This is a genomic window from Sphingobium sp. RSMS (assembly GCF_005406185.4).
In the GTDB taxonomy this organism is placed as follows: domain Bacteria; phylum Pseudomonadota; class Alphaproteobacteria; order Sphingomonadales; family Sphingomonadaceae; genus Sphingobium; species Sphingobium fuliginis.
The window spans coordinates 92,712-119,078 of record NZ_CM191257.1 but is presented as its reverse complement, the minus strand read 5'-3'; the positions used below and the strand labels follow the sequence as shown (position 1 = coordinate 119,078).

The 26,367-nt window shown below is 67.3% G+C and carries 25 protein-coding genes, 1 tRNA gene and 1 pseudogene; 20 read left to right on the top strand and 7 right to left on the bottom strand.

From position 1 onward, the window contains the following. Positions 1 to 68: 68 nt before the first annotated feature. The 13 genes and pseudogenes from EGM87_RS00545 (at position 69) to EGM87_RS00485 (ending at position 13,097) form a co-directional block, all read left to right on the top strand. Positions 69 to 1,058 carry a bile acid:sodium symporter family protein gene (locus EGM87_RS00545; protein WP_061936797.1) on the top strand — a complete coding sequence of 330 codons (990 nt, stop codon included), beginning with the start codon at positions 69 to 71 and terminating at the stop codon, positions 1,056 to 1,058. Between the two features lie 4 nt (positions 1,059 to 1,062). Next, the gene (locus tag EGM87_RS00540) at positions 1,063 to 1,578 is read left to right on the top strand and encodes a phosphoribosyltransferase (RefSeq protein WP_137709699.1); all 516 of its coding nucleotides are present in this window, start codon (positions 1,063 to 1,065) and stop codon (positions 1,576 to 1,578) included. Between the two features lie 69 nt (positions 1,579 to 1,647). Next, positions 1,648 to 2,820, top strand: coding sequence for an aromatic ring-hydroxylating oxygenase subunit alpha (locus EGM87_RS00535; RefSeq protein ID WP_410483102.1), 1,173 nt, complete (start codon positions 1,648 to 1,650; stop codon positions 2,818 to 2,820). Continuing rightward, on the top strand, positions 2,817 to 4,427 hold the full coding sequence (locus EGM87_RS00530) for a phytoene desaturase family protein (protein ID WP_137709330.1): 1,611 nt from the start codon (positions 2,817 to 2,819) through the stop codon (positions 4,425 to 4,427). The genes EGM87_RS00535 and EGM87_RS00530 overlap by 4 nt, the downstream gene beginning before the upstream one ends. A 64-nt stretch (positions 4,428 to 4,491) precedes the next feature. Next, positions 4,492 to 5,502, top strand: a complete 1,011-nt coding sequence (locus tag EGM87_RS00525) for an aspartate carbamoyltransferase catalytic subunit (protein WP_025550847.1) — start codon at positions 4,492 to 4,494, stop codon at positions 5,500 to 5,502. A 169-nt stretch (positions 5,503 to 5,671) separates the two neighbouring features. Further along, complete coding sequence (locus EGM87_RS00520; protein WP_137709331.1) at positions 5,672 to 6,895, top strand: dihydroorotase; 1,224 nt, start codon at positions 5,672 to 5,674, stop codon at positions 6,893 to 6,895. Positions 6,896 to 7,064: 169 nt separating this feature from the next. Further along, positions 7,065 to 7,140, top strand: a tRNA-Trp gene (locus tag EGM87_RS00515). Positions 7,141 to 7,310: 170 nt separating this feature from the next. Next, positions 7,311 to 7,517: a preprotein translocase subunit SecE gene (secE, locus tag EGM87_RS00510; RefSeq protein ID WP_025550848.1), complete on the top strand. Its 207-nt coding sequence runs from the start codon at positions 7,311 to 7,313 to the stop codon at positions 7,515 to 7,517. 29 nt (positions 7,518 to 7,546) lie between these two features. Beyond that, positions 7,547 to 8,083, top strand: a complete 537-nt coding sequence (gene nusG / locus EGM87_RS00505; protein ID WP_007683610.1) for a transcription termination/antitermination protein NusG — start codon at positions 7,547 to 7,549, stop codon at positions 8,081 to 8,083. A 187-nt stretch (positions 8,084 to 8,270) separates the two neighbouring features. Next, complete coding sequence (rplK, locus tag EGM87_RS00500) at positions 8,271 to 8,702, top strand: 50S ribosomal protein L11 (protein WP_044661678.1); 432 nt, start codon at positions 8,271 to 8,273, stop codon at positions 8,700 to 8,702. A 4-nt stretch (positions 8,703 to 8,706) separates the two neighbouring features. Continuing rightward, positions 8,707 to 9,405 (top strand): 50S ribosomal protein L1, encoded by a 699-nt coding sequence (gene rplA, locus EGM87_RS00495; RefSeq protein WP_044661677.1) that lies wholly within the window; start codon positions 8,707 to 8,709, stop codon positions 9,403 to 9,405. Positions 9,406 to 9,766: 361 nt separating this feature from the next. After that, a complete protein-coding gene (locus tag EGM87_RS00490) occupies positions 9,767 to 11,515 on the top strand; it encodes a DEAD/DEAH box helicase (protein WP_137709332.1) in 1,749 nt (582 codons plus the stop codon). Between the two features lie 40 nt (positions 11,516 to 11,555). Then, positions 11,556 to 13,097: pseudogene (locus tag EGM87_RS00485) on the top strand (cryptochrome/photolyase family protein). Positions 13,098 to 13,238: 141 nt separating this feature from the next. Here EGM87_RS00485 and ybaL read toward each other — a convergent pair. The 3 genes from ybaL to EGM87_RS00470 are packed head-to-tail and all read right to left on the bottom strand — an operon-like array spanning position 13,239 to position 15,539. Then, the gene (gene ybaL, locus EGM87_RS00480; protein ID WP_025551612.1) at positions 13,239 to 14,885 is read right to left on the bottom strand and encodes a YbaL family putative K(+) efflux transporter; all 1,647 of its coding nucleotides are present in this window, start codon (positions 14,883 to 14,885) and stop codon (positions 13,239 to 13,241) included. Between the two features lie 58 nt (positions 14,886 to 14,943). Beyond that, positions 14,944 to 15,084 (bottom strand): hypothetical protein, encoded by a 141-nt coding sequence (locus EGM87_RS00475; protein ID WP_165363323.1) that lies wholly within the window; start codon positions 15,082 to 15,084, stop codon positions 14,944 to 14,946. A 56-nt stretch (positions 15,085 to 15,140) separates the two neighbouring features. Next, positions 15,141 to 15,539 (bottom strand): hypothetical protein, encoded by a 399-nt coding sequence (locus EGM87_RS00470; protein WP_253719106.1) that lies wholly within the window; start codon positions 15,537 to 15,539, stop codon positions 15,141 to 15,143. Between the two features lie 188 nt (positions 15,540 to 15,727). On the opposite strand from EGM87_RS00470, the gene rplU reads away from it, so the two are divergent. The 6 genes from rplU to EGM87_RS00440 all read left to right on the top strand — a co-directional run bounded on the left by rplU (position 15,728) and on the right by EGM87_RS00440 (position 20,579). After that, positions 15,728 to 16,024 (top strand): 50S ribosomal protein L21, encoded by a 297-nt coding sequence (gene rplU, locus EGM87_RS00465; RefSeq protein ID WP_007683601.1) that lies wholly within the window; start codon positions 15,728 to 15,730, stop codon positions 16,022 to 16,024. A 30-nt stretch (positions 16,025 to 16,054) separates the two neighbouring features. Beyond that, entirely contained in the window at positions 16,055 to 16,324 is a 270-nt protein-coding gene (gene rpmA, locus EGM87_RS00460) for a 50S ribosomal protein L27 (RefSeq protein ID WP_022683124.1), read from the top strand. Between the two features lie 273 nt (positions 16,325 to 16,597). Next, on the top strand, positions 16,598 to 17,188 hold the full coding sequence (locus EGM87_RS00455; RefSeq protein ID WP_137709333.1) for a GNAT family N-acetyltransferase: 591 nt from the start codon (positions 16,598 to 16,600) through the stop codon (positions 17,186 to 17,188). Positions 17,189 to 17,310: 122 nt separating this feature from the next. After that, the gene (gene obgE / locus EGM87_RS00450) at positions 17,311 to 18,402 is read left to right on the top strand and encodes a GTPase ObgE (protein WP_137709334.1); all 1,092 of its coding nucleotides are present in this window, start codon (positions 17,311 to 17,313) and stop codon (positions 18,400 to 18,402) included. A 121-nt stretch (positions 18,403 to 18,523) separates the two neighbouring features. Beyond that, positions 18,524 to 19,654 carry a glutamate 5-kinase gene (gene proB, locus EGM87_RS00445; RefSeq protein WP_025551605.1) on the top strand — a complete coding sequence of 377 codons (1,131 nt, stop codon included), beginning with the start codon at positions 18,524 to 18,526 and terminating at the stop codon, positions 19,652 to 19,654. A 4-nt stretch (positions 19,655 to 19,658) separates the two neighbouring features. After that, entirely contained in the window at positions 19,659 to 20,579 is a 921-nt protein-coding gene (locus EGM87_RS00440) for an NAD-dependent epimerase/dehydratase family protein (RefSeq protein ID WP_025551603.1), read from the top strand. 80 nt (positions 20,580 to 20,659) lie between these two features. Here the strand turns inward: EGM87_RS00440 and folP are convergent, their stop codons facing one another. Together folP and EGM87_RS00430 are read right to left on the bottom strand one after the other, a co-directional pair. Further along, positions 20,660 to 21,781: a dihydropteroate synthase gene (gene folP / locus EGM87_RS00435; RefSeq protein WP_061940802.1), complete on the bottom strand. Its 1,122-nt coding sequence runs from the start codon at positions 21,779 to 21,781 to the stop codon at positions 20,660 to 20,662. Positions 21,782 to 21,825: 44 nt separating this feature from the next. After that, positions 21,826 to 22,950 carry a site-specific DNA-methyltransferase gene (locus EGM87_RS00430; RefSeq protein WP_025551601.1) on the bottom strand — a complete coding sequence of 375 codons (1,125 nt, stop codon included), beginning with the start codon at positions 22,948 to 22,950 and terminating at the stop codon, positions 21,826 to 21,828. A 290-nt stretch (positions 22,951 to 23,240) separates the two neighbouring features. Here EGM87_RS00430 and EGM87_RS00425 point away from each other — a divergent pair, with 290 nt between their 5' ends. Next, on the top strand, positions 23,241 to 23,582 hold the full coding sequence (locus EGM87_RS00425; protein WP_137709335.1) for an ArsR/SmtB family transcription factor: 342 nt from the start codon (positions 23,241 to 23,243) through the stop codon (positions 23,580 to 23,582). Positions 23,583 to 23,650: 68 nt separating this feature from the next. Here EGM87_RS00425 and EGM87_RS00420 read toward each other — a convergent pair whose 3' ends face one another. Together EGM87_RS00420 and EGM87_RS00415 are read right to left on the bottom strand one after the other, a co-directional pair. Continuing rightward, the gene (locus EGM87_RS00420) at positions 23,651 to 24,448 is read right to left on the bottom strand and encodes a nucleotidyltransferase family protein (protein ID WP_025551598.1); all 798 of its coding nucleotides are present in this window, start codon (positions 24,446 to 24,448) and stop codon (positions 23,651 to 23,653) included. A 36-nt stretch (positions 24,449 to 24,484) separates the two neighbouring features. Then, positions 24,485 to 26,014, bottom strand: coding sequence for a M23 family metallopeptidase (locus EGM87_RS00415; RefSeq protein ID WP_025551597.1), 1,530 nt, complete (start codon positions 26,012 to 26,014; stop codon positions 24,485 to 24,487). Positions 26,015 to 26,367 lie beyond the last annotated feature (353 nt).

Sequence of the window (26,367 nt, the reverse complement as noted above, 5' to 3'; positions counted from 1 at the left end):
TCGCGACTGTTGGCGCATCGGCACGAGCGCGTCTATCCTTTTCCGTCCATCCTGCCTAAAGGCGACCCATGCAACGCCTGCGCGAGATACTGGACCCCTTCCTGCTGCTGCTGATCGGCACGGTGGCGCTCGCCTCCCTGCTGCCCGCCCGCGGGGAAGCCGCCGGCCTGGCCGGGGCGGCGGCCGATGCGGGCATCGTCCTGCTTTTCTTCCTGCACGGCGCCAAGCTGTCGCGGGAGGCGATCTGGAACGGCGCCCGGGCCTGGAAACTGCACCTGGCGACCCTGGGAACGACCTTCGCGGTCTTTCCCCTGATCGGCCTGGCGACTCAGCAGGCGGCGGCGATCCCGCCTTCGATGCGGGCGGGGCTGCTGTTCCTGACGCTGCTGCCCTCAACGGTGCAATCCTCGATCGCCTTCACCGCCATTGCGCGGGGCAATGTCGCGGCGGCGGTGGTCAGCGCATCCTTCTCCAACCTGCTGGGCATCGTCCTGACGCCGCTGCTGGTCGCGCTGACGATGGAAAAAAACGGGACGGGCGGCCTGATCTCGCTTTCCTCGGTCGAGGACATCGTGCTGCAACTGCTGCTGCCCTTCGTCATCGGCCACCTGTCCCGGCCATGGATCGGCGGCTTCGTCAGCCGGCACAGGGCGATGCTGGGGCGGGTGGATCGCGGATCGATCCTGCTGGTGGTCTATTCCGCCTTCAGCGCGGCGGTGGTGGAAGGATTGTGGCAGAAGGTGTCGCGCGGCGAATTGCTGCTGCTGGCCGCGATCTGCATCGCCATGCTGGTCGTCGTGCTGGTCTTCACCTTCCTGCTGGGACGGCTGCTCGGCCTGTCGCGGGAGGACGCGATCGTGCTGCAATTCTGCGGATCGAAGAAAAGCCTGGCGTCGGGCGTGCCCATCGCCGGGGTGCTGTTCCCCGCCAGTGCGGTGGGGCCGATCCTGCTGCCGGTCATGCTGTTCCACCAGATACAGTTGATGGCCTGCGCCTTCCTCGCCCGCCGCTACGGCGCGGCGGCGGATGCCGAAACCCGTCTGGCGGCGGCGGGCTGACGCGATGGGCCAGCCGATCCTGACCCCCGTCACCATGGATGCGTTCCTGGCCCAGATCGATGCGCTGGCCCGCGCCCTGGCGGCGTCGCAATGGCGGCCCGATTATCTGGTGGGCATCGGACGCGGCGGCCTGGTGCCCGCCACCTATCTCAGCCATGCGACCGGCCTCGCCATGCTGTCGGTCGACCTGTCGGCGAAGCTGCCCGATTTCGGAGAGGCGCTGCTGGCCGGCCTGGCGCAGCGCGCAGCGACAGGCGAAACGCTGCTGTTCGTCGACGACATCAACGACAGCGGACGGACGATCAATGCCGTGCGCAATGCCCTGGCGGCCGCTCCCGCCGCAGGGGTGCGCTTCGCGGTCCTGATCGACAATATCCGGTCCGCCGCCACGGTGGACTATCGCGCGGAAACGATCGACCGGGACGCGACGAAGGACTGGTTCGTCTTTCCGTGGGAGGCGGTGGCCAGCCGGGACAGCATATTGGCCGACTGGGGCGAGGTGCCGGAAAGAACGGCTTAGGACAGGCCCGACCGCCGCCATTGCCGGAAAAACGAGGTTGTTATACATACGTAAAATCTATCGGCTGGGGTGGGGGGCGGGATAGTGGAGGAAGGCGGGCAACTGGCGGACCCGGATGCGGCATGGAGCCTGCCGGCATGGACCTATCGCGATCCCGAATTTTTCGAGCTGGAGCTGCGCCGGATATTCCGCCCCTCCTGGCAGATCGTGGCGCATGAAAGCGACATTCCCGCTCCCGGCGATTTCCGCACGCTGGACTATATCGGGGAAAGCGTCATCCTGATCCGGGGCGGGGACGGCGTCATCCGCGCCTTCGCCAATGTCTGCCGCCATCGCGGCGCGCGGATCGTGGACGCCGCCGCGGGCTGCGCCAGGAAGCTCACCTGCCCCTATCATGGCTGGACCTATGACGACCGGGGCCGCCTGACCGGGGTGCCGCTGAAGGCCGGCTACGGCTTCGACCCCGCCCGCCATGGGCTCCACGCCGTGGAGGTCGAGGATTTCCACGGCTTTCTCTTCGTCAGGCTGGAGGATGACGGCGGCCCCCGCGTCGCGGAGATGATGGCGCCCCATGGTCAGGAGATCGCGGCCTATCGCTTCGCGGACTTGAGGGCCATGGGGCGCATGACGCTGCGGCCCCGCGCGGTGAACTGGAAGATCATCGGGGACAATTATTCGGACGGGCTGCATATTTCGGTCGCGCATCCCGGACTGCGGCGCCTGATGGGGGAGGGCTATCGGGTGGAAGCCGGCGCCCATGCCGACCGGATGTGCGGGCCGATCCTCCGCCAGCCCTCCTCCAACCCCTCCGAGCGCGCCTATCAGCATTTCCTGCCGCGCATACCGCATCTGGGGGATGAGCGGCAGCGGCTTTGGACCTATTTCAGGCTGTGGCCCAATATCGCCTTCGACATATATCCCGACCAGGTGGACTTCATGCAGTGGCTGCCGCTGTCCCCCACCCGATCGCTGATCAGGGAGATTCCCTATGCGATTCCTGACGAGCGGCGGGAAATGAAGGCCGCCCGCTACCTCAACTGGCGGATCAACCGGCGGGTGAATGCGGAGGACAGCGCCCTGCTGGACCGGGTGCAGGCGGGCCTTTCCTCGGACAGCTTCACCGTTGGCCCCCTGTCGACGCAGGAGGTGGCGCTCCGCCATTTCTGCGCGCGGATGCGGCGGATCATTCCGCAGGCGCGGCTGCATCGCGCCCCGGCCCCGGGATGGAGCCGGGCGGCATGACCGGGGCCTATGACGCGGTCATCATCGGCGGCGGGCATAACGGGCTGGTCTGCGCCTTCTATCTGGCGCGGGCCGGCTACCGGGTGCGGATACTGGAACGGCGCGCCATCGTGGGCGGCGCCGCCGTGACGGAGGAGTTCCACCCCGGCTTCCGCAATTCGGTGGCAAGCTACACGGTCAGCCTGCTCCACCCCAAGGTGATAAGCGACATGCGGCTGGCCGAACATGGCTATCGCGTGCTCGAACGGCCGATCAGCAATTTCTTCCCCCAGCCGGACGGCCGCTATCTGAAGCTGGGCGGCGGGCTGGAGCGGACGCAGGCGGAATTCGCGAAGTTCAGCCAGAAAGACGCCGCCACCCTCCCCCCTTATTATGACGCGCTGGAGGTGGTGGCGGACCTGCTGCGCGACATGACGCTGAAGGCGCCGCCCAATGCGGGCGACGGGCTGGCGATGATCGCCGCCGCGCTCCGGCAGGGACGGCGGATCGGCAGCCTGACGCTGGAACAGCAGCGCGACGTGCTGGAACTGTTCACCCGCTCGGCACGCGGCTTCCTCGACGGCTGGTTCGAGAGCGAGGCGGTGAAGGCCGCCTTCGGCTTCGACGCGATCGTGGGCAACTATGCCTCCCCCGACGCGCCGGGCAGCGCCTATGTGCTGCTGCACCATGTCTTCGGGGAGGTGAACGGGAAGAAGGGCGCCTGGGGCCACAGCGTCGGCGGCATGGGCACGATCACCCGGATCATGGCGCAGGTGGTGCGCGGCCTGGGCGTGGAAATCAGCCTGGAGGCGCCGGTCGCATCCGTGCTGGTCGACGGCAGGCGCGCCGTGGGCGTCCGGCTGGAAAGCGGCGAGGAGGTGATGGGCAGGGCCGTCATCGCCAATGTCGGACCGAAACTGCTCTACGAGCGGCTGATGGACCCCGCCGACCTGCCGCCGGATTTCCTGAGGCGCATCCGCGGGTTCAAAACGGCGTCGGGCACCTTCCGCATGAATGTCGCGCTGTCGTCCCTGCCCGACTTCACCTGCCTGCCCGGCATGGGCGAACATCACCAGTCGGGCATCATCATCGCGCCCACGCTCGACTATATGGACCGCGCCTATATGGACGCGAAGCGCGAAGGCTGGTCGCGCGAGCCGATCGTGGAGATGCTGATCCCCTCGACCGTGGACGAAAGCCTCGCCCCGGCCGGCTGCCATGTGGCCAGCCTCTTCTGCCAGCAATTCGCGCCGGTCCTGCCCGACGGACGCCGTTGGGACGATGAGCGGGAGGCGGCGGCGGATCGCATCGTCGCCACGGTCGACGCCCATGCGCCCGGCTTCGCCCGATCGGTGATCGCGCGGGACATTCTCTCCCCGCTCGACCTCGAACGGAAATTCGGGCTGGTCGGCGGCGACATCATGCATGGCAACATGACCCTGGACCAGCTCTGGGCGGCGCGCCCGGTCCTGGGCCACGGCGCCTATCGCGGACCCCTGAAGGGCCTCTACATGTGCGGCGCGGGCACCCATCCGGGCGGCGGCGTGACCGGCGCGCCCGGCCACAATGCCGCGCGGGAGGTGATGAAGGACGGCGCGCTGCTGGGCCGCTGGCTCGGACGGGGCTGAACCTGCCGCGCAGGAAGGGGAGCATACTTGCCCTCTTCCCCACCCTCGCCTAAAGCGTCGGCTCATGCCCGACATCCCCGTTTCCTCCACCCAGTCCGATCTTGAAGGGGGCGACCTGACCGGCCGGGCGCTGTTCCCGCATCGGCATCTGCTCTCCATCGCGGACCTCAAGCCATGGGAAATCCGCTTCCTCCTCGATGAGGCGGAACATTGGGCCAGGAGCAACCGGGGCGGCGCGCGCAAGCATGACGACCGGCTCGCCGGCATGACCCAGATCAACGCCTTTTTCGAAAACAGCACGCGCACGCTGCTGTCCTTCGAGATCGCGGGCAAGCGCCTGGGCGCCGACGTCGTCAACATGCATGCCGGCCAATCCAGCGTGAAGAAGGGCGAGACGCTGATCGACACCGCCATGACGCTCAACGCCATGGCCGCCGACGTGATCGTCATCCGCCACGCCAGTTCGGGCGCGGTCGCGCTGATCGCGGACAAGGTGGACTGCCCGGTGCTGAACGCGGGCGACGGCTGGCACCAGCATCCGACCCAGGCCCTGCTCGACGCCCTTACCATCCGCCGGCGCAAGGGCGGGTTCGAAGGGCTGATCGTCGCGATCTGCGGCGACGTGCTGCACAGCCGGGTGGCGCGCTCGAACATGCTCTGCCTCGCGGCCCTCGGCGCGCAGGTCCGCGCCGTCGCCCCGCCGACGCTGATGCCGCCGGAGGTCGAGATGCTGGGCGCGACGCCCTACACCCGCATGGACGAAGGGCTGGAGGGCGCGGACGTCGTCATGATGCTGCGGCTCCAGAATGAACGGATGGACGGCGCCTTCATCCCCTCCCCGCGCGAATATCACATGCTCTACGGACTGACGCCGGAACGGCTGGCCATCGCCAGACCCGACGCGCTGGTGATGCACCCCGGCCCGATGAACCGGGGCGTGGAGATCGCCAGCGTCGTCGCCGATCACCCGCAACGCTCCGCCATCACGGAGCAGGTGGAAATGGGCGTCGCCATCCGCATGGCCTGCCTGGACGTGCTGACCAGAGGCGCGCGCGGCGTGGAGGGTTGGGCATGACGAGCCCCTCTCTCGTCATCCCCGCCCGTTCCTTCGCCACGTCCGCCCGCTCCTCAGTCATCCCCGCCCCCTCACCCGTCATCCCCGCGAAGGCGGGGACCCATCTCCCGCCCCATCCCAAAACGCAAGGCAGGGGGATTGACGGCATTGGCCGCAAGGTGAATCCGAAATGACCAAACTCGCCATCATCAACGGAAAGCTGGCCGACCCCGCAGGCAATGACCTCGCCACCGGCGTCATCCTGATCGAGGATGACCGCATCACGGCGGCAGGCGATGCCGCGATACCGGCCGGCGCCGAAACCATCGACGCGGCGGGCCTCGTCGTCGCGCCCGGCCTCGTCGACCTCGGCGTCTTCGCCACCGACAAGCCGGCCTTCCACTTCGGCGGCATCACCCGCGCCGCGCTGATGCCCGATCAATCCTCCCCGCTGGACGATGCCGGCCTCATCCGCCAGGCGACGCGGGCGGGCAAGCCCGACTTCTGGGTCCACCCCATCGCGGCGGCCACCCGCGGCCTGAAGGGGGCCGAGCTGGCGGAGATCGGCATGATGCAGGCCGCAGGGGCGAAGGCGGTCGGCACCGGACGCCAGTGGATCGCCGATTCCGGCGTGATGATGCGCGTGCTGTCCTATGCCTCGGGCCTTGGCCTCACCGTCATCACCCATGCGGAGGATAGCGGCCTTGCGGGCAAGGCCGTGGCGACCAGCGGCGAAACGGCGACGCGGCTCGGCCTGCCCCACGCGCCCGCCTGCGCCGAAGCGATGGCCATCGCCCGCGACATCATGCTGGCGCGGGTGACCGGCGGCGCGATCCATTTCCGGCTGGTGACGACCCGGGCGGGTTTCGACCTGATCCGCGCGGCCAGGGCGGATGGCCTCAGGATCACCTGCGGCATCAGCCCGGCCTATCTCTTCCTCTCCGACAATGCGGTGACGGATTTCCGCACCTTCGCGCGCCTCTCTCCGCCGCTGCGGTCAGAGGACGACCGGAAGGCCGCGATCGAAGCGGTCGCGGACGGCACCGTCGACGTCATCACGTCCAGCCACGACCCCCGCGGGCCGGAGGACAAGCGCCTGCCCTTCGCGGACGCCGCCCCCGGCATGGCCGGCGCGGAAACGCTGCTCGCCCTGTCGCTCAACCTGGTGCGGGACGGGCATGTGACGCTCAACCGGCTGATGACCCTGCTCAGCGCCAATCCGGCAAGGATATTGGGCGTCAACGGCGGCAGCTTCGCGGCAGGCAGCGCCGCCGACCTGATCTTCATCGATCCGGACGCGCCGTGGATCGTGGATTCGGGGAAGATGGCCGCCCAGGCCGGAAACACGCCGTTCGACCGCATGCCCGTGCAGGGCCGCGTGCGCAGGATCATGAAGGGGGGAAATTTCCTCTAGGGCGATCTCCAGTGAAATGGCCCATTCCAAGGTTCGGAAATCACCGCAGGCAGGGAAAATCGAGGGCATGTTCCGATTCCATCCAATCGGAACATGCTCTCGGTTTTCCCGCTTGCTCTCCCCGGCGGGCCACGCTAAAGCGCCCTCCTTCGCTGGCCCCGGCCAGTGCAGGAGTGTAGCTCAGTTGGTAGAGCGTCGGTCTCCAAAACCGAATGCCGGGGGTTCGAGTCCCTCCACTCCTGCCAAGCGAACTGGCCGCGAAACCTTGAAATATCGGGGGTTCGCGGCTAGCTGTGCTTGACGAAGCATGGGTCGCGGAGCGCGGCCGCACCCCCGGACGCCGAACAGGGCGGGATCGGGAGGGCGGACTGTTGCTTCGCGCTTTGGTGTTTGTTGGAAGGATTTGGTGCGGGCGATGGCGAAGGTTTCTCCGGGCGAATTCGTCAATCAGGTGAAGACCGAAGCGTCGAAGATCGTGTGGCCCACGGGCCGCGAAACGATCATGACCGGCGTGATGGTGGTCATCATGACCTCGCTGTTGGGCCTGTTCTTCTTCGGCATCGACACCTTCTTCGGCGCGATCGTCCAGTGGCTGCTGGCGTTCGCCGCCGGACAGGCCTGACGACGAAACTGGGAGTTTGACAGGATAACATGGCGCGCTGGTACATCATCCACGCCTATTCGGGCTTCGAGAACAAGGTCAAGGAATCGATCCTGTCCGAAGCCGAGCGCATGGGCCTCTCCCAGCTGGTCGAGCAGGTGGAAGTCCCCACCGAGACCGTGACGGAGGTGAAGCGCGGCAAGAAGGTGCAGGTCGAGCGCAAGTTCATGCCCGGCTATGTCCTCGCCAAGCTGGCGATGAACGACGACATCTACCATCTCGTCAAGAACACGCCGAAGGTGACGGGTTTCCTGGGGTCCAGCGGCAAGCCGCAGGCCATCAGCGAGGCGGAGGCCGCCCGCTATTTCGGCGCGCAGAAGGCGGCCGAAGCCGCGCCCAAGCACAAGATCAACGTCGATTACGAGATCGGCGACAGCGTCAAGGTGCTGGACGGCCCCTTCGCCAGCTTCAACGGCACGGTCGAGGAACTGGATTTCGAAAAGAACCGGGTCAAGGTGTCGGTGTCGATCTTCGGCCGCGCCACGCCGGTCGAACTGGACTTCGAACAGGTCGAACTGTCGAAGTGATTTTCACGTCATCCCAGCGAAAGCTGGGATCTCGTGCCCCAGGCCGTTCCCTTGCGGCCTGAGATGCCAGCTTCCGCTGGCATGACGACAAGGGAAAGTGCGGGAGGATCGCTCCGGTGATCCGTCAATACCGCTAAACTTGAACCGGGCGCGCCTTCGGGCACGCCCAGCAACAGAGTGAGTGAAAATGGCCAAGAAGATTACGGGCTATATCAAGCTCCAGGTGCCCGCTGGAGCCGCCAACCCCTCGCCGCCGATCGGTCCGGCGCTGGGTCAGCGCGGTGTGAACATCATGGAATTCTGCAAGGCGTTCAACGCCTCGACGGAAAAGATGGAAAAGGGCACCCCGCTGCCGACCATCATCACCGTCTATGCGGACCGTTCGTTCAGCTTCGTCACGAAGCAGCCGCCCGCCACCTACCTGATCAAGAAGGCCGTCAACCTGAAGTCGGGTTCGAAGGAGCCGGGCAAGGTTTCCGCCGGACAGATCAAGCGCTCGCAGCTCGCCGAAATCGCGCAGGCCAAGATGGCCGACCTGAACGCGAACGACATCGACGCAGCGACGAAGATCATCGAAGGCTCCGCCCGCGCGATGGGCCTCGAAGTGGTGGAGGGCTAAGACCATGGCAAAGCTGACGAAGAAGGCGAAGGCCCTGGCCGCTGCCGTTGACCGCGAAAAGCTGCACGGCGTCGATGAGGCGCTGGGCCTGATCAAGACCCATGCGACCGCCAAGTTCGACGAAAGCGTCGAAATCGCGATCAACCTGGGCGTCGATCCGCGTCACGCCGACCAGATGGTCCGTGGCGTCGTCACCCTGCCCGCCGGCACCGGCAAGGACGTCCGCGTCGCCGTGTTCGCCCGTGGCGACAAGGCTGAAGCCGCGACCGCCGCCGGCGCCGACGTGGTGGGCGCCGAAGACCTGCTCGAATCGATCCAGGCGGGCAATATCGACTTCCAGCGTGTGATCGCCACCCCCGACATGATGGGTCTGGTCGGGCGCCTGGGCAAGGTTCTGGGCCCCAAGGGCCTGATGCCGAACCCGAAGCTGGGCACCGTCACCCCGAACGTCGCCGAAGCGGTCAAGGCCGCCAAGGGCGGCCAGATCGAATTCCGCGTCGAAAAGGCGGGCATCATCCATGCCGGCCTCGGCAAGGCGAGCTTCTCGGCCGAAGACCTGCGCAGGAATTTCGACGCCTTCGTCGACGCCATCGTCAAGGCGAAGCCGTCGGGTTCGAAGGGCAAATATGTCCGCAAGATCGCCCTGTCGTCCTCGATGGGCCCGGGCGTGAAGGTCGACGTGGCGGAAGTCGCTTCGGCCTGATCCGACGCACAAACAGATAGGGGAGCCTCCTTCCTCCATGCGGGGAAGGAGGCTTTCGCTTTTTAGAGACTTGGCACCATAAAACGCCCTCTCACCCGTTCGGGCTGAGCCTGTCGAAGCCCTCTTCTTTTCCTGAAGGAAAGAAAAAAGCCCCTTTGACAAGCTCAGGGCGAACGGAGGACAGGCATGCATGTTATAACGCGATCACCAGACACCGTGACCTTAGGCGGACTCGCCCGGCAACGGTGTGAACTTCGGGGTGCATGACCTTGCACCCCGGCTCCAAAAACCCCCCGGAGCGCATTGAGGTCACCTTCGTATCCGTCGGGAATGGCGGGTCGCTTTACCGATGGAAAATATAATGTCTTTCGAACATCTCCCCACCCTCCTGTCCGACGCGCTGACGCGAAAGGGCTATGAAAGCCTGACCCCGGTCCAGGCCGAAGTCACCCAGGCGCAAGCCAAAGGCCGCGACCTCATCGTCTCGGCGCAGACCGGATCGGGCAAGACGGTCGCCTTCGGCCTCGCCATGGCCGCCGAACTGCTGGGCGAACAGAACCGCCTGCCCGTCGCCGCCCAGCCGCTGGCCCTCGCCATCGCGCCGACCCGCGAACTGGCGCTTCAGGTCGCGCGCGAACTGGAATGGCTCTATGGCGAGGCGCGCGCCCGCATCACCACCTGCGTCGGCGGCATGGACGCCGCCAAGGAACGCCGCGCGCTTTCCCACGGCGCGCATATCGTCGTCGGCACGCCGGGCCGCCTGCGCGACCATCTCGAACGCGGCGCGCTCGACCTGTCGGCGATCAGGACGGTGGTGCTCGATGAAGCCGACGAAATGCTCGACATGGGCTTCCGCGAGGATCTGGAAGAAATCCTCGACGGGGCGCCCGAGGGCCGCCGCACGCTCCTTTTCTCCGCCACCATGCCCAAGCCGATCGTGGCGCTGGCCAGGCGCTACCAGAAGGACGCGCTGCGCATCTCCACCGTCAGCGACGAGCGCGGCCATGGCGACATCAGCTATCAGGCCGTCACCGTCGCCCCCGCCGACATCGAAAACGCGGTGGTCAACCTGCTGCGCTATCATGAGGCGGAAACGGCGATCCTCTTCTGCGCCACCCGCGACAATGTCCGCCACCTCCACGCCAGCCTGACGGAGCGCGGCTTCGCGGCGGTGGCGCTGTCGGGCGAGCACAGCCAGAATGAGCGCAACCACGCGCTGCAGGCCCTGCGCGACCGCCGCGCGCGGGTCTGCGTCGCGACCGACGTCGCGGCGCGCGGCATCGACCTCCCCAATCTCAGCCTCGTCATCCATGTCGAAATCCCGCGCGACGCGGAAACGATGCAGCATCGCTCCGGCCGCACCGGCCGCGCCGGCAAGAAGGGGACGGCCGTGCTGATCGTCCCCTATCCGCGCCGCCGCCGGGTCGAATCCATGCTGCGCGGCGCGAAGATTCCCGTCGAATGGGGCACCCCGCCCAGCCGGGAAGCGATCCAGGAACAGGACAATGCCCGCCTGCGCGAGAAGCTGATGGAACGCGCCGAGCTGGACGAGCAGGACTGGGCGCTGGGCGCCGAACTGCTGGCCGAAAAATCGCCCAAGGAAATCGCCGCCATGCTGGTGAAGAGCGCCCGCGCCGCCCTTCCCGCGCCGGAGGAGCTGCTGGACGCCAGCGAAGCGCCCGCCCGCCGCGACGGACCGCGTCCGGGGTTTGAGGATACGGTCTGGTTCCGCATGGACATCGGCCGCAACCAGAATGCCGATCCGCGCTGGATATTGCCGCTCATCTGCCGCCGCGGCCATGTGTCGCGGCAGGAAATCGGCGCGATCCGCATCGCCGCCAATGAAACGATGTTCGAAATCCCTTCCGCCATCGCGGCGAAGTTCGTCGGCGCAGTAAAGCGCACCGGCCAGGCCAGCGACGAGGGCGCCGAAGTCGCGATCGAGCAGATCGAGGGCAAGCCCCGCGAAATGGCGCGCGAAAACCGGCGCGACGGCGGCCCGCGCGGCAAGGGTCGCCCCAATGAAGGGCACGGCCCCAGGCCCGCCTATGGCGCGCGGCCGTTCAAGGGCGGCCCGCGCAAGGCTGGCCCCCGCAAGCCCCGCGGTTGACCGGGCGGGAGCCGGGCAGCCCTTCATGCATTGAAAAGCCATGGCTGCCCCCCTCCTCATCCCGATCCTCGGCGACCAGCTGACGCCCGGCATCGCGTCGCTCCGGAACGCCGACCCGGCAAACAGCATCCTGCTGATGATGGAGGTGGCGGACGAAACCACCTATGTCCGCCATCACAAGGCCAAGATCGCCTTCATCCTCTCCGCCATGCGCCATCATGCCGATCGGTTGAGAGCGCTCGGATGGACGGTCGACTATGTGAAGCTCGACCAGCCGGAAAACAGCGGCAGCTTCACCGGGGAGGTCGCCCGCGCCATCGCACGCCACCGTCCCTCCGCGATCCACGTCACGGAGGGCGGCGAATGGCGCGTCCGCGCGATGCTGGAGGAATGGGAAGGCCGCTTCGGCATCCCCGTCACCATCCATGAGGATGACCGCTTCCTCTGCTCCCATGCCGAATTCGATGCCTAGGCGGCGGCGCGCCAGCAGCTCAGGATGGAATTTTTCTACCGCGACATGCGCCGCAGGACCGGGCTGTTGCTGACGGAAGAGGGCGAACCCGAAGGCGGCCAGTGGAATTTCGACGCGGAAAACCGAAAACCGCCGCCCCCGCGCGACCTGTTGATGCCGCAGCCGCTCCGCTTCCGCCCCGACCCGATCACGCAGGACGTGCTGGCGCTGGTCGCGGCGCGTTTTTCAGATCATATCGGCTCGCTCGACCATTTCCACTTCGCCGTCACGCATCAGGATGCGCAACGCCAGCAGGACCATTTCCTCGATCACGCCCTGCCCCGCTTCGGGGACTATCAGGACGCGATGCTGACCGATGAGCCATTCCTCTGGCACTCGGTCCTGTCGCCCTATATCAACGCCGGACTGCTCGACCCGCTGTCGCTCTGCCGGGCGGTGGAGGGGCGATACCGCGCCGGCAGGGTCCCGCTCAACGCGGCGGAGGGCTTCATCCGGCAGGTCATCGGCTGGCGCGAATATGTGCGCGGGGTCTATTGGCACGAAGGCCCCGGCTATGGCCGCCGCAACGCGCTGGATGCGAAGCGCGACCTGCCCGGCTTCTACTGGACGGGCAAGACCGACATGCACTGCATGGCCCGGGCGGTCGGCCAGACCATCGACCACGCCTACGCCCATCATATCCAGCGACTGATGATCACCGGCAATTTCGCCCTGCTCGCCGGGATCGACCCCGTGCAGGTGCATGTCTGGTATCTGGAGGTCTATGCCGACGCCTATGAATGGGTGGAAATGCCCAACACCATTGGCATGGCGCTGTTCGCGGACGGCGGCCTGCTGGGGTCGAAACCCTATGCGGCGGGCGGCGCCTATATCAACCGCATGTCGGATTATTGCGGCCGGTGCCGCTATGACGTGAAGCAGCGCCTTGGCGAGGACGCCTGCCCCTTCAACGCGCTCTACTGGGACTTTCTGGCCCGCAACGAGCGGAAGCTGGCGCGCAATCCGCGCCTCGCCATGCCCTATCGCAACTGGAACCGGATGAGCGTGGAGGACCGCGCCGCCCTCAGGAAACAGGCGGCACGGTTCCTCGACGGATTGGGCAACGGTTAGAGCGCGCTGCGTTAAATCCTACGCAGGCCGCACGCTCCAAGCTTTTGTTGTCGCATCCTTTTAAGCGCAAAACCGGTTCCCACTTTTGCGCACGATGCTCTAGAATGCCTTCGCATCGATCGACCAAGCTCCGTCAACACCCTAACCCGCCCCGCAGAGCGACAGCATCCGCGCCGCCAGTTCCCGCTCCCCCATCACCACATGGGGCACGCCCAGCCCCTCCAGATGCCTGACCTCCGCATCGGAATGGGCGCGGGCGATGACCTGAAGATGGGGATTGAGGTGGCGCGCATGTTCGTGGATCGCGCCGCCCTCGAACCCTTCGGGCACGGCGATCAGCAGCCGCCGCGCCTCGTTTATGCCGGCCGCCCGCAGATGCCGGTCCTCCAGCGCGCTGCCCCGCACCACGGTAAGGCCGGCCTCCTCCGCCTCTTCCGCCCGGTCGGAATCGGCTTCGATCACCACGAAATGCGCGCCCTTCTCGGCCAGCCGATCCGCGATCAGCTTCCCCACCCGGCCATAGCCGACCAGGATGACATGGCCGATGCGCGGCTTGGCCTTCGCCTTCTGGGCCTGCGCCTCTTCCTCCACCTCCTCCTGCTTGTGCCCGCGCACGATCAGGGAGAAGATCAGCGGATTGAGGAAGATCGAAACGATCGCGCCCGCAAGGATCAGGTCGCGCGCCTCGGCCGGCAAGACCCCCAGTCCCGTCCCCAAGGAGGCGAGGATGAAGGAGAATTCCCCGATCTGCGCCAGGCTCGCCGCGATGGTGAGCGCCGTGTCGCCCGGATGGCCGAAGGCGCGGACGATGGCGAAGGCGGCGATCGACTTGCCGACGATGATGATCGCCACCGTGGCCAGCAACGGCAGCGGCTGCTCGACCAGCACCGCCGGATTGAACAGCATGCCGACGGAAACGAAGAAGAGCACGGCGAAGGCGTCGCGCAGCGGCAGCGTCTCCTCCGTCGCGCGGCGGCTGAGCGGCGTCTCGCCCAAGATCATGCCGGCGAAGAACGCCCCCAGCGCGAAGGACACGTCGAACGCCACCGCCGCGCCGAACGCGACGCCCAGCGCTATCGCCAGCACGGCCAGGCGGAACAGCTCGCGCGATCCGCTATGCACGACCCAGTGCAACGCCCAGGGAATGACGCGGCGGCCGACCACCAGCATCAGCGCGACGAAGCCCGCGACCTTCAGCAGCGTGCCCAGCAGCGGCGCCAGCAAGGCCCCGGCATTGGCTCCGCCCGCCGCATCGGCATTGTTCATGACCCCGGCAAGCGCGGGGAGCAGCACCAGCGCCAGCACCATCACCAGATCCTCGACGATCAGCCATCCGACGGCGATCCGGCCCCGGCGCGTTTCCACCAGGTCCGCCCCCTGCAGGGCGCGCAGCAGCACGACGGTGCTCGCCACCGACAGCGCCAGGCCGAAGACCAGCCCGCCCAGCAGCGGCCAGCCCATGACATGCGCCAGGCCCATGCCCATCAGCGTCGCCACCGCGATCTGGCCCAGCGCGCCGGGCACCGCGATGTTCTTCACCGACAGAAGGTCGCGCAGGGAGAAATGCAGGCCGACGCCGAACATCAGCAGGATGACGCCGATCTCCGCCAGTTCATTGGCCAGGCTGGCATTGGCGACGAAGCCCGGCGTGAACGGCCCGACCATGATCCCGGCGATCAGATAGCCGACAAGCGGCGACAATTTCAGGCGATGGGCGATGGCGCCCATGACGAAGGCGACGACAAGGCCCGCGACGATCGTTCCGATCAGGGGCGTGTGATGGGGCATGGAGTGTCTTTCCCTGACCGCCGATGGAGGAACGCCCTCCATCGGCGGCATATCATATTCATTCAGCGACGGTCAGCATCGCCGCCGACAACAGCGCGCCGGCCGCGCCCAGTCCCGCCATGACGGCCGGCATGAACCACCATGGCGGACGGCGGCGGGACGACCCCGTGCTGCCGCGTCTCGATCTTCTGCGGGTCATGAAGAGGCTCCTTTTTCCTGATGGCGGCCTGGAACGGCCGCCCTGAGGGCGATGCGTCAGGAAAGGACCGGGGGCGCCCGCGCCCGCCGGGGGGAAAGCAGGTGGAAGGACGGGAAAGAAACGAAGGCGGGAGAGAATCGGTCGCCGGCGCGCAGCAGGACGACGTCCGGCAGCATCGCGATGGCCATCGGCCCGCTCATGGCGAGCGCCGGAAACGGCGCCCGCCCGTCGCCATCCGGCTCGATGGCCTGCGCGGCGACAGGGGTCGCATGGGCGCGGGCCTTCAACACCACGGCGGTGGTGGCCGGGTTGAAGGCGGAGCCGGTGAACCGGCTGGATGGCGGCCCCAGTGGCGCGAGCGCGCTCAGCAGGGCCACGCCGATCGACAGCCACAGGGTCAGGATGAACAGCAGCCGGGCGGCCAGTGCTTCATTCCTGTATGGCGCTGGCGTCATGCGTGATGCTATCCTTTCGCCGCGCCAAGATAGGGACGCGCAAGGCCAAAAACCAGCCCCGAATGCCGCGCTTGCCGGTTGACATGGGCGAGTCATTCCAGTAGCGGGCCACATTCCCGCGCGGGTCCAACAGGGCATTGTCCCTCGACGATCTGCGTAAAGCAGATTTGAACGAGAAGAGAAGAGCCATGTTCGCAGTCGTGCGCACGGGCGGCAAGCAGTATCGCGTCGCCGCCGGAGACAAGATCGTCGTCGAGAAGCTGGCCGGTGAGGCTGGCGACAAGGTGACCCTGGATGACGTCCTGTTCGCCGGCGAAGGCAGCGACGTGAAGGACGCAGCCAAGCTGACCGTCGCCGCCGAAATCGTCGCGCAGGCGAAGGGCGAGAAGGTCATCGTTTTCAAGAAGCGCCGCCGGCACAACTACCGTCGTCGCAACGGCCACCGCCAGAATCACACGATCCTCAAGATCGTGTCGATCGCCTGAGCCGCAGCAAAGTCACGAGGAGTTTAAGTCATGGCACATAAGAAAGCTGGCGGTTCGTCGCGCAACGGTCGCGATTCGGAATCGAAGCGCCTTGGCGTGAAGAAGTTCGGCGGTCAGGAAGTGATCGGCGGCAACATCATCATTCGCCAGCGCGGCACCCGCGTCTATCCTGGCCGCAATGTCGGCATGGGCAAGGACCACACGCTGTTCGCGCTGGGTGAAGGCCGCGTGGTATTCCACACCGGCAAGCTCGGCCGCAAATATGTGTCGGTCGACGCACTGGCCGAAGCAGCCGAATAACGGACGATCGATGACGGATCGTCCCTCGCAATCGGGGCGATCCTCCTGGCGGAACGACTTTGGTCACACCGCCAGAGTTCGAGGGAAACAAGGGGCGCCCCATCCGGGAGCGCCCCTTTTTCGTGTCGACGGGCGTCTCCCCTGAATTTCCCTCAACTCTCTGGAACCCCTCGCTTTCTCGCGCGTCGTGCGGGCGGGGCCCAGCCAGAGAAGATAGTCGTCAAGCCGTAACTTTTCGCGGTCATTGGCGCGCCGGAGATTAGGAGACTTTCGATGTTCGCCCGTACCCCCCGCCTGTTGCTGCGGCCCGGCTGGATGGAAGATGCGCCGGTCCTTGCCGAAGCGATCGGCGATGCGGCCGTCCTGCGCAACCTGACCCGCGCACCGGCCGCCTACAGCCAGGCCGATGCGCAGGCGTTCCTGGCCCAGCCGCAGGACCCGCGCCTGCCCAGCCTGCTTGCCTTCACCCGCACCAAGGGCGCGCCGCGCCTTGTCGGCGGCTGCGGCCTCCATGCAGCGGCGGATGGCAGGGTGGAGCTGGGCTATTGGATCGCCCGCCCCTATTGGGGACTCGGTTTCGCGACCGAAGCGGCCAGCGCCGTCATGCTCATGGCCCGCGCCTCGGGCGTCCGCGATGTGCGCGCCGCCCATTTCGTGGACAATCCGGCATCCGGCAACGTCCTGCGCAAGCTCGGCTTCCGCTATGCCGGCCGGATGGAAAGGCGCTTCAGCCTGGGCCGGGGCGCGGCGGCGGATTGCCTGGTCTTCGAGGAAGGCGCCTCCGGACAGGCGGGCGCCAGCCCCATGATGACGGATTCGTCGACCGATCTCTACGGGGATTCGCTGCCCGCGCTGGCGGCCTGATCCCTGCTGCCGGGGATGGCGGCACGGCGCCGCCTTCTCCGGCGCCGGCCGCTTTTCGGGCAAGCGGCCGCTTTTGCCGCGCGCCTGTTTAATTCCGCCGCATAAACCGCTATGGGCGCGCGATGCATTTTCTTGATCAAGCGAAGATTTTCATCAAGTCCGGCTGGGGCGGTCCCGGCGCGGTCAGTTTCCGGCGCGAAAAATATGTCGAATATGGCGGTCCCGACGGCGGCAACGGCGGCAAGGGCGGCGACATCATCTTCGAGGCGGTGGCCGGGCTGAACACCCTGATCGACTTCCGCTACACCCAGCATTTCAAGGCGCAGCGCGGCATGCCCGGCGCGGGCAAGAACCGCTATGGCGCCGGCGGCGAAGACCTCGTCATCAAGGTGCCGGTGGGCACGCAGATCCTGTCCGATCCCACGCCCGTCGACGGCACGGAGGATGAGGACGGGACGATGGAATATGAACAGGAACTGCTCGCCGACTTCACGCAGGTCGGGCAACGCGTCGTGCTGCTGCGCGGCGGCGACGGCGGGCGCGGCAACCTGTCCTACAAGACCAGCACCAACCGCGCCCCGCGCCAGCATGGCACGGGCTGGCCGGGGCAGGAAATGTGGGTGTGGCTGCGGCTGAAGCTGCTGGCCGATGTGGGCCTTGTGGGCATGCCCAATGCGGGCAAGTCGACCTTCATCAACCAGGTCACCAACACCAAGGCGAAGGTCGGCGCCTATGCCTTCACCACCACCAAGCCGCAACTGGGCGTGGTGCTGCATCGCGACCGGGAATTCGTCCTGGCCGACATTCCGGGCCTGATCGAGGGCGCGGCCGAGGGCGCCGGCATAGGCGACCGCTTCCTGGGCCATGTCGAACGCTGCCGCGTGCTGCTGCACCTGATCGACGCGACCGGCGACGACCCGGTCGAACAGTTCCGCATCGTGCAGGATGAACTCGCGGCCTATGGCGGCGGGCTGGACGAAAAGCCGCAGATCGTGGCGCTCAACAAGGGCGACCTGCTGGGGCCGGAACTGATGGAGGACATTGCCGGCCAGCTTCGGGACGAGGCCGGGGTGGACGATGTGTTCATCATCTCCGGCGCGACCGGCGAAGGCGTGCCGGCCCTGCTGGACGCGGTGCTGCCGCTGCTGGACCAGCCCGGCGAGGATGATGAGGATGGGACAGAAGAAGACGAGAAGCCGTGGTCGCCACTGTAACTCCTCCCCTCCCCTTCAGGGAAGGGGTCGGGGATGGGGGCTGGCCGGATAGGGCTTCCCCCGCCTTGCCTCCTCACCCCAACCCCTCCCCTGCAGGGGAGGAGCGCATTCGGACCGCTTCATGACTTCTTCCCTCTCCGGCTTCCCTCCTTCGCAAATCCGCCGCCTGGTCATCAAGATCGGCTCCGCCCTGCTCGTCGATCCGAAGGGCGAGGTGCGCCAATCCTGGCTGCGCACGCTGGTGGCCGACATCGCGGCGCGCAAGGCTGCGGGCCAGCAGATCATCATCGTCTCCTCCGGCGCCATCGCCCTGGGGGCGCGGCGGCTGAAACTGCCCAAGGGCGGACGCGGCTCGCTCGAAGACGCGCAGGCGGCCGCCGCCACCGGCCAGATCGCGCTGTCGCAATGCTGGGCCAGCCTGCTCCACGAAAGGGGCATCACCGCCGCGCAGATGCTGGTGACGCTGGACGATCTGGAAAACCGCCGCCGCTATCTCAACGCGTCGGCCACGCTGGAACGGCTGATGGCGCTCGACGTCGTGCCGGTCGTGAACGAGAATGACAGCGTCGCCACGGCGGAAATCCGCTTCGGCGACAATGACCGGCTGGCGGCGCGCATCGGACAGGCGGCACGGGCTGACGCAGTTGTGCTGCTGTCGGACGTCGACGGGCTTTACACCGCCAACCCGCATGTCGATGCGGACGCCATGCTGATAGAGACAATCGAGCGCATCGATGCGCGCATCGCCGGGATGGCGGACGGCGGCTCCGCCTCGGGCATGGGATCGGGGGGCATGACCTCCAAGATCGAGGCGGCGCGGATCGCGACCGGGGCCGGCGCGCATCTGGCGATCATCTCCGGCAAGGTGGACTCGCCGCTGTCGCACTGGACCGATGGCGGCAAGGGCTCGATCTTCCTCGCCGCACAGGCCAGGGGCGCGCGCAAGGGCTGGCTCGCCGGCCGCCTCACCGTGCGCGGGCGGATCGTGGTCGATGCGGGGGCGGAGGCGGCCCTGGGCCGCGGCAACAGCCTGCTCCCGGCCGGCGTGGCGCGGGTCGATGGCATCTTCGCCCGCGGCGACGTGGTCGACATATTGGCTGAGGATGGTCGGGTGATCGCCCGCGGCCTCATCGAATATGACAGCGAGGAAGCCTCCCGCATCGCCGGCAAGCGCAGCGAGGACATCGCCGCGCTGCTGGGGCATCTGCCCCGCTCCGTGCTGGTCCACCGCGATCATATGGCGATGGTCTGATCCCATGTCCCTGCGCATTGCGATGACGGGCGCGACGGGTTTCGTCGGCGCCGAAACGCTCCATCAGGCTCTGGCGGCGGGACATCATGTCAGCGCCATCACCCGCCGGGCGCAGCCGCCGCGCGCCCATCTCAAATGGGTGCCCGGCGCGCTGGAGGACCGGGCGGCGCTCAACACGCTGGTGCGCGACGCCGATGTGGTGATCCACATCGCCGGCGTGGTGAACGCGCCCGACCGCGAAGGCTTCGAAACGGGCAATGCGCGCGGCACCATGGCGGTGGTCGACGCGATGCGGCATCGCGGGGTCAAGCGGCTGATCCACGTCTCCTCGCTTTCGGCGCGGGAACCGGAACTGTCGGACTATGGCTGGTCGAAGGAACTGGCGGAGCGGCATGTGAAGGCAAGCGGCCTCGACTGGACGATCATCCGCCCGCCCGCCATCTACGGCCCCGGCGACCGGGAGATGCTGGAACTGTTCCGCATGGCCCGGCGCGGGATCATGCTGATGCCGCCCGGCGGACGCCTGTCGGTGATCGAGGTGGGCGACCTCGCCCGTCTGTTCCTGACGCTGGCGGTCGAAAAGGACATGAAGAGCCTGACCCATGTCTATGAGGTCGATGACGGCACGCCCGGCGGCTGGGACCATATGGACTTTGCGCAGGCGATCGGACGCGCCGTCGGACGGCCGGTGCGGACCTTCGCGACGCCCGCCTGGCTGCTGGGCATGGGCGCGCGGCTCGACCGGCTGGTGCGCGGCAGGAACGCCAGGCTGACGCCCGACCGGGTCAGCTATTTCTGCCACCCCGACTGGGTCGTGACGAAGCGCAGGCAACCGCCCAAAAAGCTGTGGGTGCCCCGGGTGCCGACGGAAGAGGGATTGAAGGCCACTGCCGAAGCCTATCGGGCGAAAGGCTGGCTGCGATAGGCCGAACGGCCTCCGCCACGGCCTGAGCGGGGCCCCTCCCGGCAAGGCCTAAACCGCCTCCCCTTTCTCCGCACGATGCTCTAAACCGCGCCCAAGCCCGCATCCGCCAGACCGCGCCAGAGGTGCAGCGCCTGAACGCTTTCCGCGACATCATGCACCCGCACCATCTGCGCGCCCAGTTCAGCGGCGCGAAAGACCAGGGCCACCGATCCGCCCAGCCGCTCCGCCGCCGGCGCCTCGTTCGACAGCGCCCCGATCAGGCGCTTGCGGCTGCCCGCGAACAGCAGCGGCACGCCCAGCCCCTGCAACGTCGCCAGCCCGTTCACCAGCGCCAGATTGTCGCCCAGCGACTTGCCGAAGCCCAATCCCGGATCGACCATGATCTTCCCGCGCGGTACCCCCGCCGCCAGACAGGCGTCCACCCGCGCCTCCAGCATGTCGAACACATCGGCCACGACATCGCCATAACCCCCGGCATTGTCGTGCGGATCGTCCCCGGCCGACGGCGCATGCATCAGGATGACGGGGCACCCCGCCGCAACCGCCACTTCCATGGCGCGGGGATCATGCCGCAGCGCGCTCACATCATTGACGACCGCCGCTCCCGCCGCCAGCGCGGCTTCCATCACCGCCGCCTTGCGGGTGTCGATGGACATGGGAACCCCTGCCGCCGCCAGCCTTTCGATCACCGGCACGACGCGGGCGATCTCATCCCCTTCCCACAGGCGCGGCGCCCTGGGTCGGGTGGATTCGCCGCCCACATCGATCAGCGCCGCCCCCGCCGCCGCCATGGCGAAGCCCGCATCGGCCGCCGCCTGCGGATCGTCCATATGCCTGCCGCCGTCGGAAAAGCTGTCCGGCGTGATGTTCAGGATCGCCATCACCTGCGGCGCGTCGAACCGGATGGTGCGTTCCCCCAGCACCAGGGGCGGACGCTGCGCAGAGATATTGGCCGCCAGCCGCTGCGCCCGCTCCGCCAGCGCATCGGGCAGCCCCGCAATGGCGTCGGCAAATTCCGCGACCGGCACCGTCGCCCGCGCCACCCGCCGCCCGTCCTTCCGCGCCGTCAGCTCATAAGCCTGGAACCACAGCAACCCATTGCCCATCCGCGCCGCCGACCCGTCGGCCAGGCCGACGGGCGACGGCACGAACCAGATGGGGCGCAGGTAAAGCCGCGCATCCGCAGGAAGCTGTGGCAGCATCTTCAAACTCCGTCGCCCAGAGCCCGAAAGGAAATCCGGGATCGTTAAGGCTCGTTCGCCAGCAAATAGGTCTGCCGCAGCGCATCGATCGGCTTCAGCACGCCCTCCACCTCGCAATGCCAGAAGGTCCAGCCATTGCAACTCGGCGCACCCTGCAGGGTCGCGCCCATCTTGTGGATCGAGCCGGTATCCGCCCCCACCGACAGCGAACCGTCCGCCCGCACCACCGCCTGCCAGCGCCGCTTCGAATCCGTCAGCACCGCGCCGGGCTGCAGATAGCCCGTCTCGACCAGCGTGCCGAACGCCACCTTGGGCTGCTGCCGCGCCGTCTGCATGATGGTCAGCGCGCTTTCGTCAAGCGGCAGCGCGGCCTCGATCCGCTCCAGCGCGACCTCGATATAATCGTCCTCGCGCTCGATGCCGATCCACCTGCGGCCCAGGCGCTTGGCCACCGCGCCCGTCGTCCCGGTGCCGAAAAAGGGATCGAGCACCACGTCGCCCGGCTTCGTACAGGCCAGCAGCACGCGGTAGAGCAGGGCCTCCGGCTTCTGCGTCGGATGCGCCTTGGTGCCGTTGCGCTTCAGCCGTTCCTGCCCGCCGCAGATCGGCAGCACCCAGTCCGACCGCATCTGCAACTCGTCGTTCAGCGTCTTCATCGCCTTGTAGTTGAACGTATATCGCGCATCCTCCCCCTGGCTCGCCCAGATCAGCGTCTCATGCGCATTGGTGAAGCGCGTGCCCTTGAAATTGGGCATGGGATTGGACTTGCGCCAGATGATGTCGTTGAGGATCCAGAAGCCCTCGTCCTGCAACGCCGTGCCGACGCGGAAGATATTGTGGTAGCTGCCGATCACCCAGATGGTGCCGTTCGGCTTCAATATGCGCCGCGCTTCCCGCAACCAGGCCTTGGTGAAACGGTCGTAGGAACCCAGCGTATCGAACTTGTCCCAGTCATTGTCGACCGCGTCCACCCGGCTGCCCTCGGGCCGGAACAGGTCGCCGCCAAGCTGGAGATTATAGGGCGGGTCCGCGAAGATCATGTCAATGCACGCATCGGGCAGCTTCGCCATTTCCGCGATGCAGTCGCCGCGCAGCAGGCGGTCGGCCTCGACCTCCACGGGCGCAACCGCCTTTTTCCGCCGCGGCGCGACGCGTTCCATGACACCCATTTCGTGACCCCCGTTTCCTTCTGAGGCCCAGCGATGAGTCCTCCGGAGTCAGCCGTCAAGATCAGCAACTTAGGGTTCAAGCCTCACATAATGGTTAACATGACGGAGAACGAACCGGGTAGCCACTAGATATTGAGTCGACAGCGACTCGAAAGACTCAAGATCGGCTAGTGTGACTCAAAAGACTCAGCGGAGAACAGGCCCAAAGTTTTTTTGGTTAACGCCGCCGGGAAGGGTAAAAACCGCCTTCACCTTGACCCATCGATAACCCGATGATTATGAATGGGGCCATGACCGACCATATTTTAAAGGGGGATCGATCGGCCTCCTGCGACGAACTGTTCAAGGCCCTGTCGGACGGCACCCGGCGCGCCCTGCTGGAATATCTGGTGCGCGAAGGGAAACAGAGCGTCCACGCCCTCACCGCCATTTCCGGCGTATCGCAACCCATGGTGTCCCGCCATCTCGGCAAGCTGAAACGCGCCAGCCTCGTGACGGCCCGCCGCGCCGGGCGCGAAACCTATTATTCCGCCCGCGCCAAGGGCCTTGCGCCCGTCGTGCAGTGGATGGCGGTCTACGGCGCGCTCTGGTCGCAGCGTTTCACCGCGCTGGAGGAACTGGACGCCTACTGACTTTCGAACATGGAACAACATGCGGAAATGGAATTAGGTGCTCCTGCGCAGGCAGGAACACACCCCTTCTATCGCACAGACCCCGCCAGGATCGCCTCGATCAGCGCCACGTCGTCCGGCTTGTCCGCGTCGATGCAGGCCTCCGCCTTCTCCATCGCCACCAGGCGCGCCACGATCCCGAAGCGCCGCCCCACCCGCGCGATCCCGCCCCGCAGCGTCGAAATCCGCAGCACCGCGCCCAGCAGGGCCAGCGGTCCGAAGGCGGACAGAATCTTCCACCCCTTCTTCCGGTCCTGCTCGACCTCCTGCCACAGCGCGACCACCGGCCGCGCCTTGCCGCTGCCGAACCAGAAGAGATTCGCCCCCGACCACCCGCCGTCACGAAATTTGAGCCAGGTCCGCCGCGACCCCGGATAGCGCGCCAGCAATGTCCTGCGCTCGACCATCGCCACGGCGATGTCCGCGCCGGATGCCTCGCGCACCATCTGGTCCAGCATGGCCCCGTCCAGCAGCACATGATCCGCCGTCGTCATCAGCAGGGGAAAGGGCAGGTCCCCCCGGTCCAGCAAGGCGATGAGGGAGGAAGCGATTCCGCCCCCGCTCCTTTCGAACCGCACTTCGGGATGCTCCGCCAGCCAGGCGGTCGCCGGATCGGCGGCGAACAGCTCCGGCGCCTGGGTCAGCACGACCAGCCGCCCGACCGCCGGATGCGCCAGCAGGGCGCGGGCCGGCCGGTTGATCATCGGCTCCCCCGCCACCGGCACCAGCGGCTTGACCGCCACGCCGGCCGCCGCCGCCAGGGGATCGGGGATCGGCCGCGCCCCGGCCAGCAGGATCGCGGTGATGTCGGAAGCCGCTGCGTTCATTCACGCCCGTTAGCGGAGGGAATCGCCCGCGAAAAGCTATTTCCCGGCCGCGGCCGGCGCCGCGCTCTTCTGCGCCACCTGCACGGGCAGGCCGATGCGCAGGCTCTTCAACTGCACCAGCCGCTGCCGGAAAGCCGCCAGTTCCCTGCCCGCCAGTTGCGATGTCGTGGTGAACCGCACCGACAGCGGATTGATCGTCCGTCCGTTCCGGTACAGCTCATAATGCAGATGCGGCCCGGTCGACAGGCCCGACGATCCGACATAGCCGATCACCTGCCCCTGCCGCACCCGCTGCCCCGGCGACGCGGCGATGCGGCTCATATGCGCATAGCCGGTGGCAAGGCCGTTGCCATGCTCCAGCCGCACATAATTGCCATGCCCGCCATGCCGCCCGGCATAGGACACCACGCCGTCCGTCGCCGCATAGATGGGCGACCCGTAATGGGCGGCAAAATCGATCCCCGCATGCATGCGGGTATAACCCAGGATCGGATGGCGCCGCATGCCGAAGCTGGACGACATGCGCCCCGCCACCGGCGCCGACAGCACGCCGCGCCGCTGGCCGACGCCCGACGCCTCGAACCACTGGGTCCGCCCGTCCTGCGTCCATTTCAGCATGTCGATGCCGCGCCCGCTCGCCCGGTGCAGCCCGGCGAACAGCAGGTCGCCCACCTCCACGTCGCCCGTGTCGGCCCGCCGATATTCGGTGACGATGTCATAGCGGTCCCCCGCCGAGATCGATCCGAGATCGACCTGCTGCGCGACGACGCGCAGGAAACTCTGGATCGCCTTGGGCGGCGCGCCCGCCGCCCGCGCCGAACGATAGAGGCTCTCGCCCACCACGCCCTGGATGCGCAGCGGCGTCTCGTCCACATGGATCGCCGTCCGCTGCACCTGCAGGACCCCGCCGGCCCGCGCGATCTCGATCCCCAGATCGAGCCGCGCCCGGAAGCTCAGCCGGTCCAGCGGCCGCGGCACGTCCCGGCTCGGCCGGCGGCCCAGCACGATGTCCAGCGGCGTGCCCGGCTTCAATCCCGCGCCGGTGTCGCCCGCCACCAGGCTCGTCACCGTCGCCACGTCGCCGCCGCTCACGCCCGCCCGCGCCAGCGCCCGGCCCAGCGAATCGCTGCCGCCGATCTGCGCGCGCAATTCGATCTGCGGCCGCTCCGGCGTCTCGCGCAGCGGCTGCACCGCGTCGGTCGGCCCCATGCGCCGCCCGCTGTCCGCGCCCAGGGCAAGCGGCATGATCATCTGGCTGCGCACTTCGTCGAATTGCCTCGCCGGCATCAGCGGCTGCGGCGCGCCGGGCAGCGCATGAAAGCCCGGCGACAGATAAAGCGCCGCCGCGCACAGCCCGAAACAGGTCGCAAGTCCCCGGAACCAGGTGAAACTTCCCACCCGCTGGCCAAGGTCGGGAACCAGTTCCACATCCTCGGCCCAGTCGCGCAGCTTCTCCCGCCAGTCGCGCCGATCCTCGGCCGGTCCCGCCCTGCGGATCGAGTCAGTCAGCCACAGGGACGCGGAAGCGCCACCCTGCTGGGCATTGATCTGACCATCATGAAACACGGTAAAACACGCCCCCGGGGCAAATATCGCCCGACCCCCGCCGCGCGTTCATCCGCAATTTTGTAAAAGCACAAGGTTAAAGTCAAATAAACACGCCTTTTTTAACCCTTTTTCCGCGACCGGCCGTGCCCCGCAAAGGACCGGCGGACCAATCCCCGCCGCTCGTCCCCTCATCCTCGCCTCTCCTCCCTCATCCCCGCCCCCTCCCCGTCATCCCCGCGAAGGCGGGGATCCATCTCCCACCCCCACCCCCGCCGCAAGGCCGGCGGCCCACCCGCAAGACCGGCGCACCCCAATTCGACCTCCCGCCCGGGCCTTTCCCCTTGCCCTTCCCCGATCCATGCCCGACATAG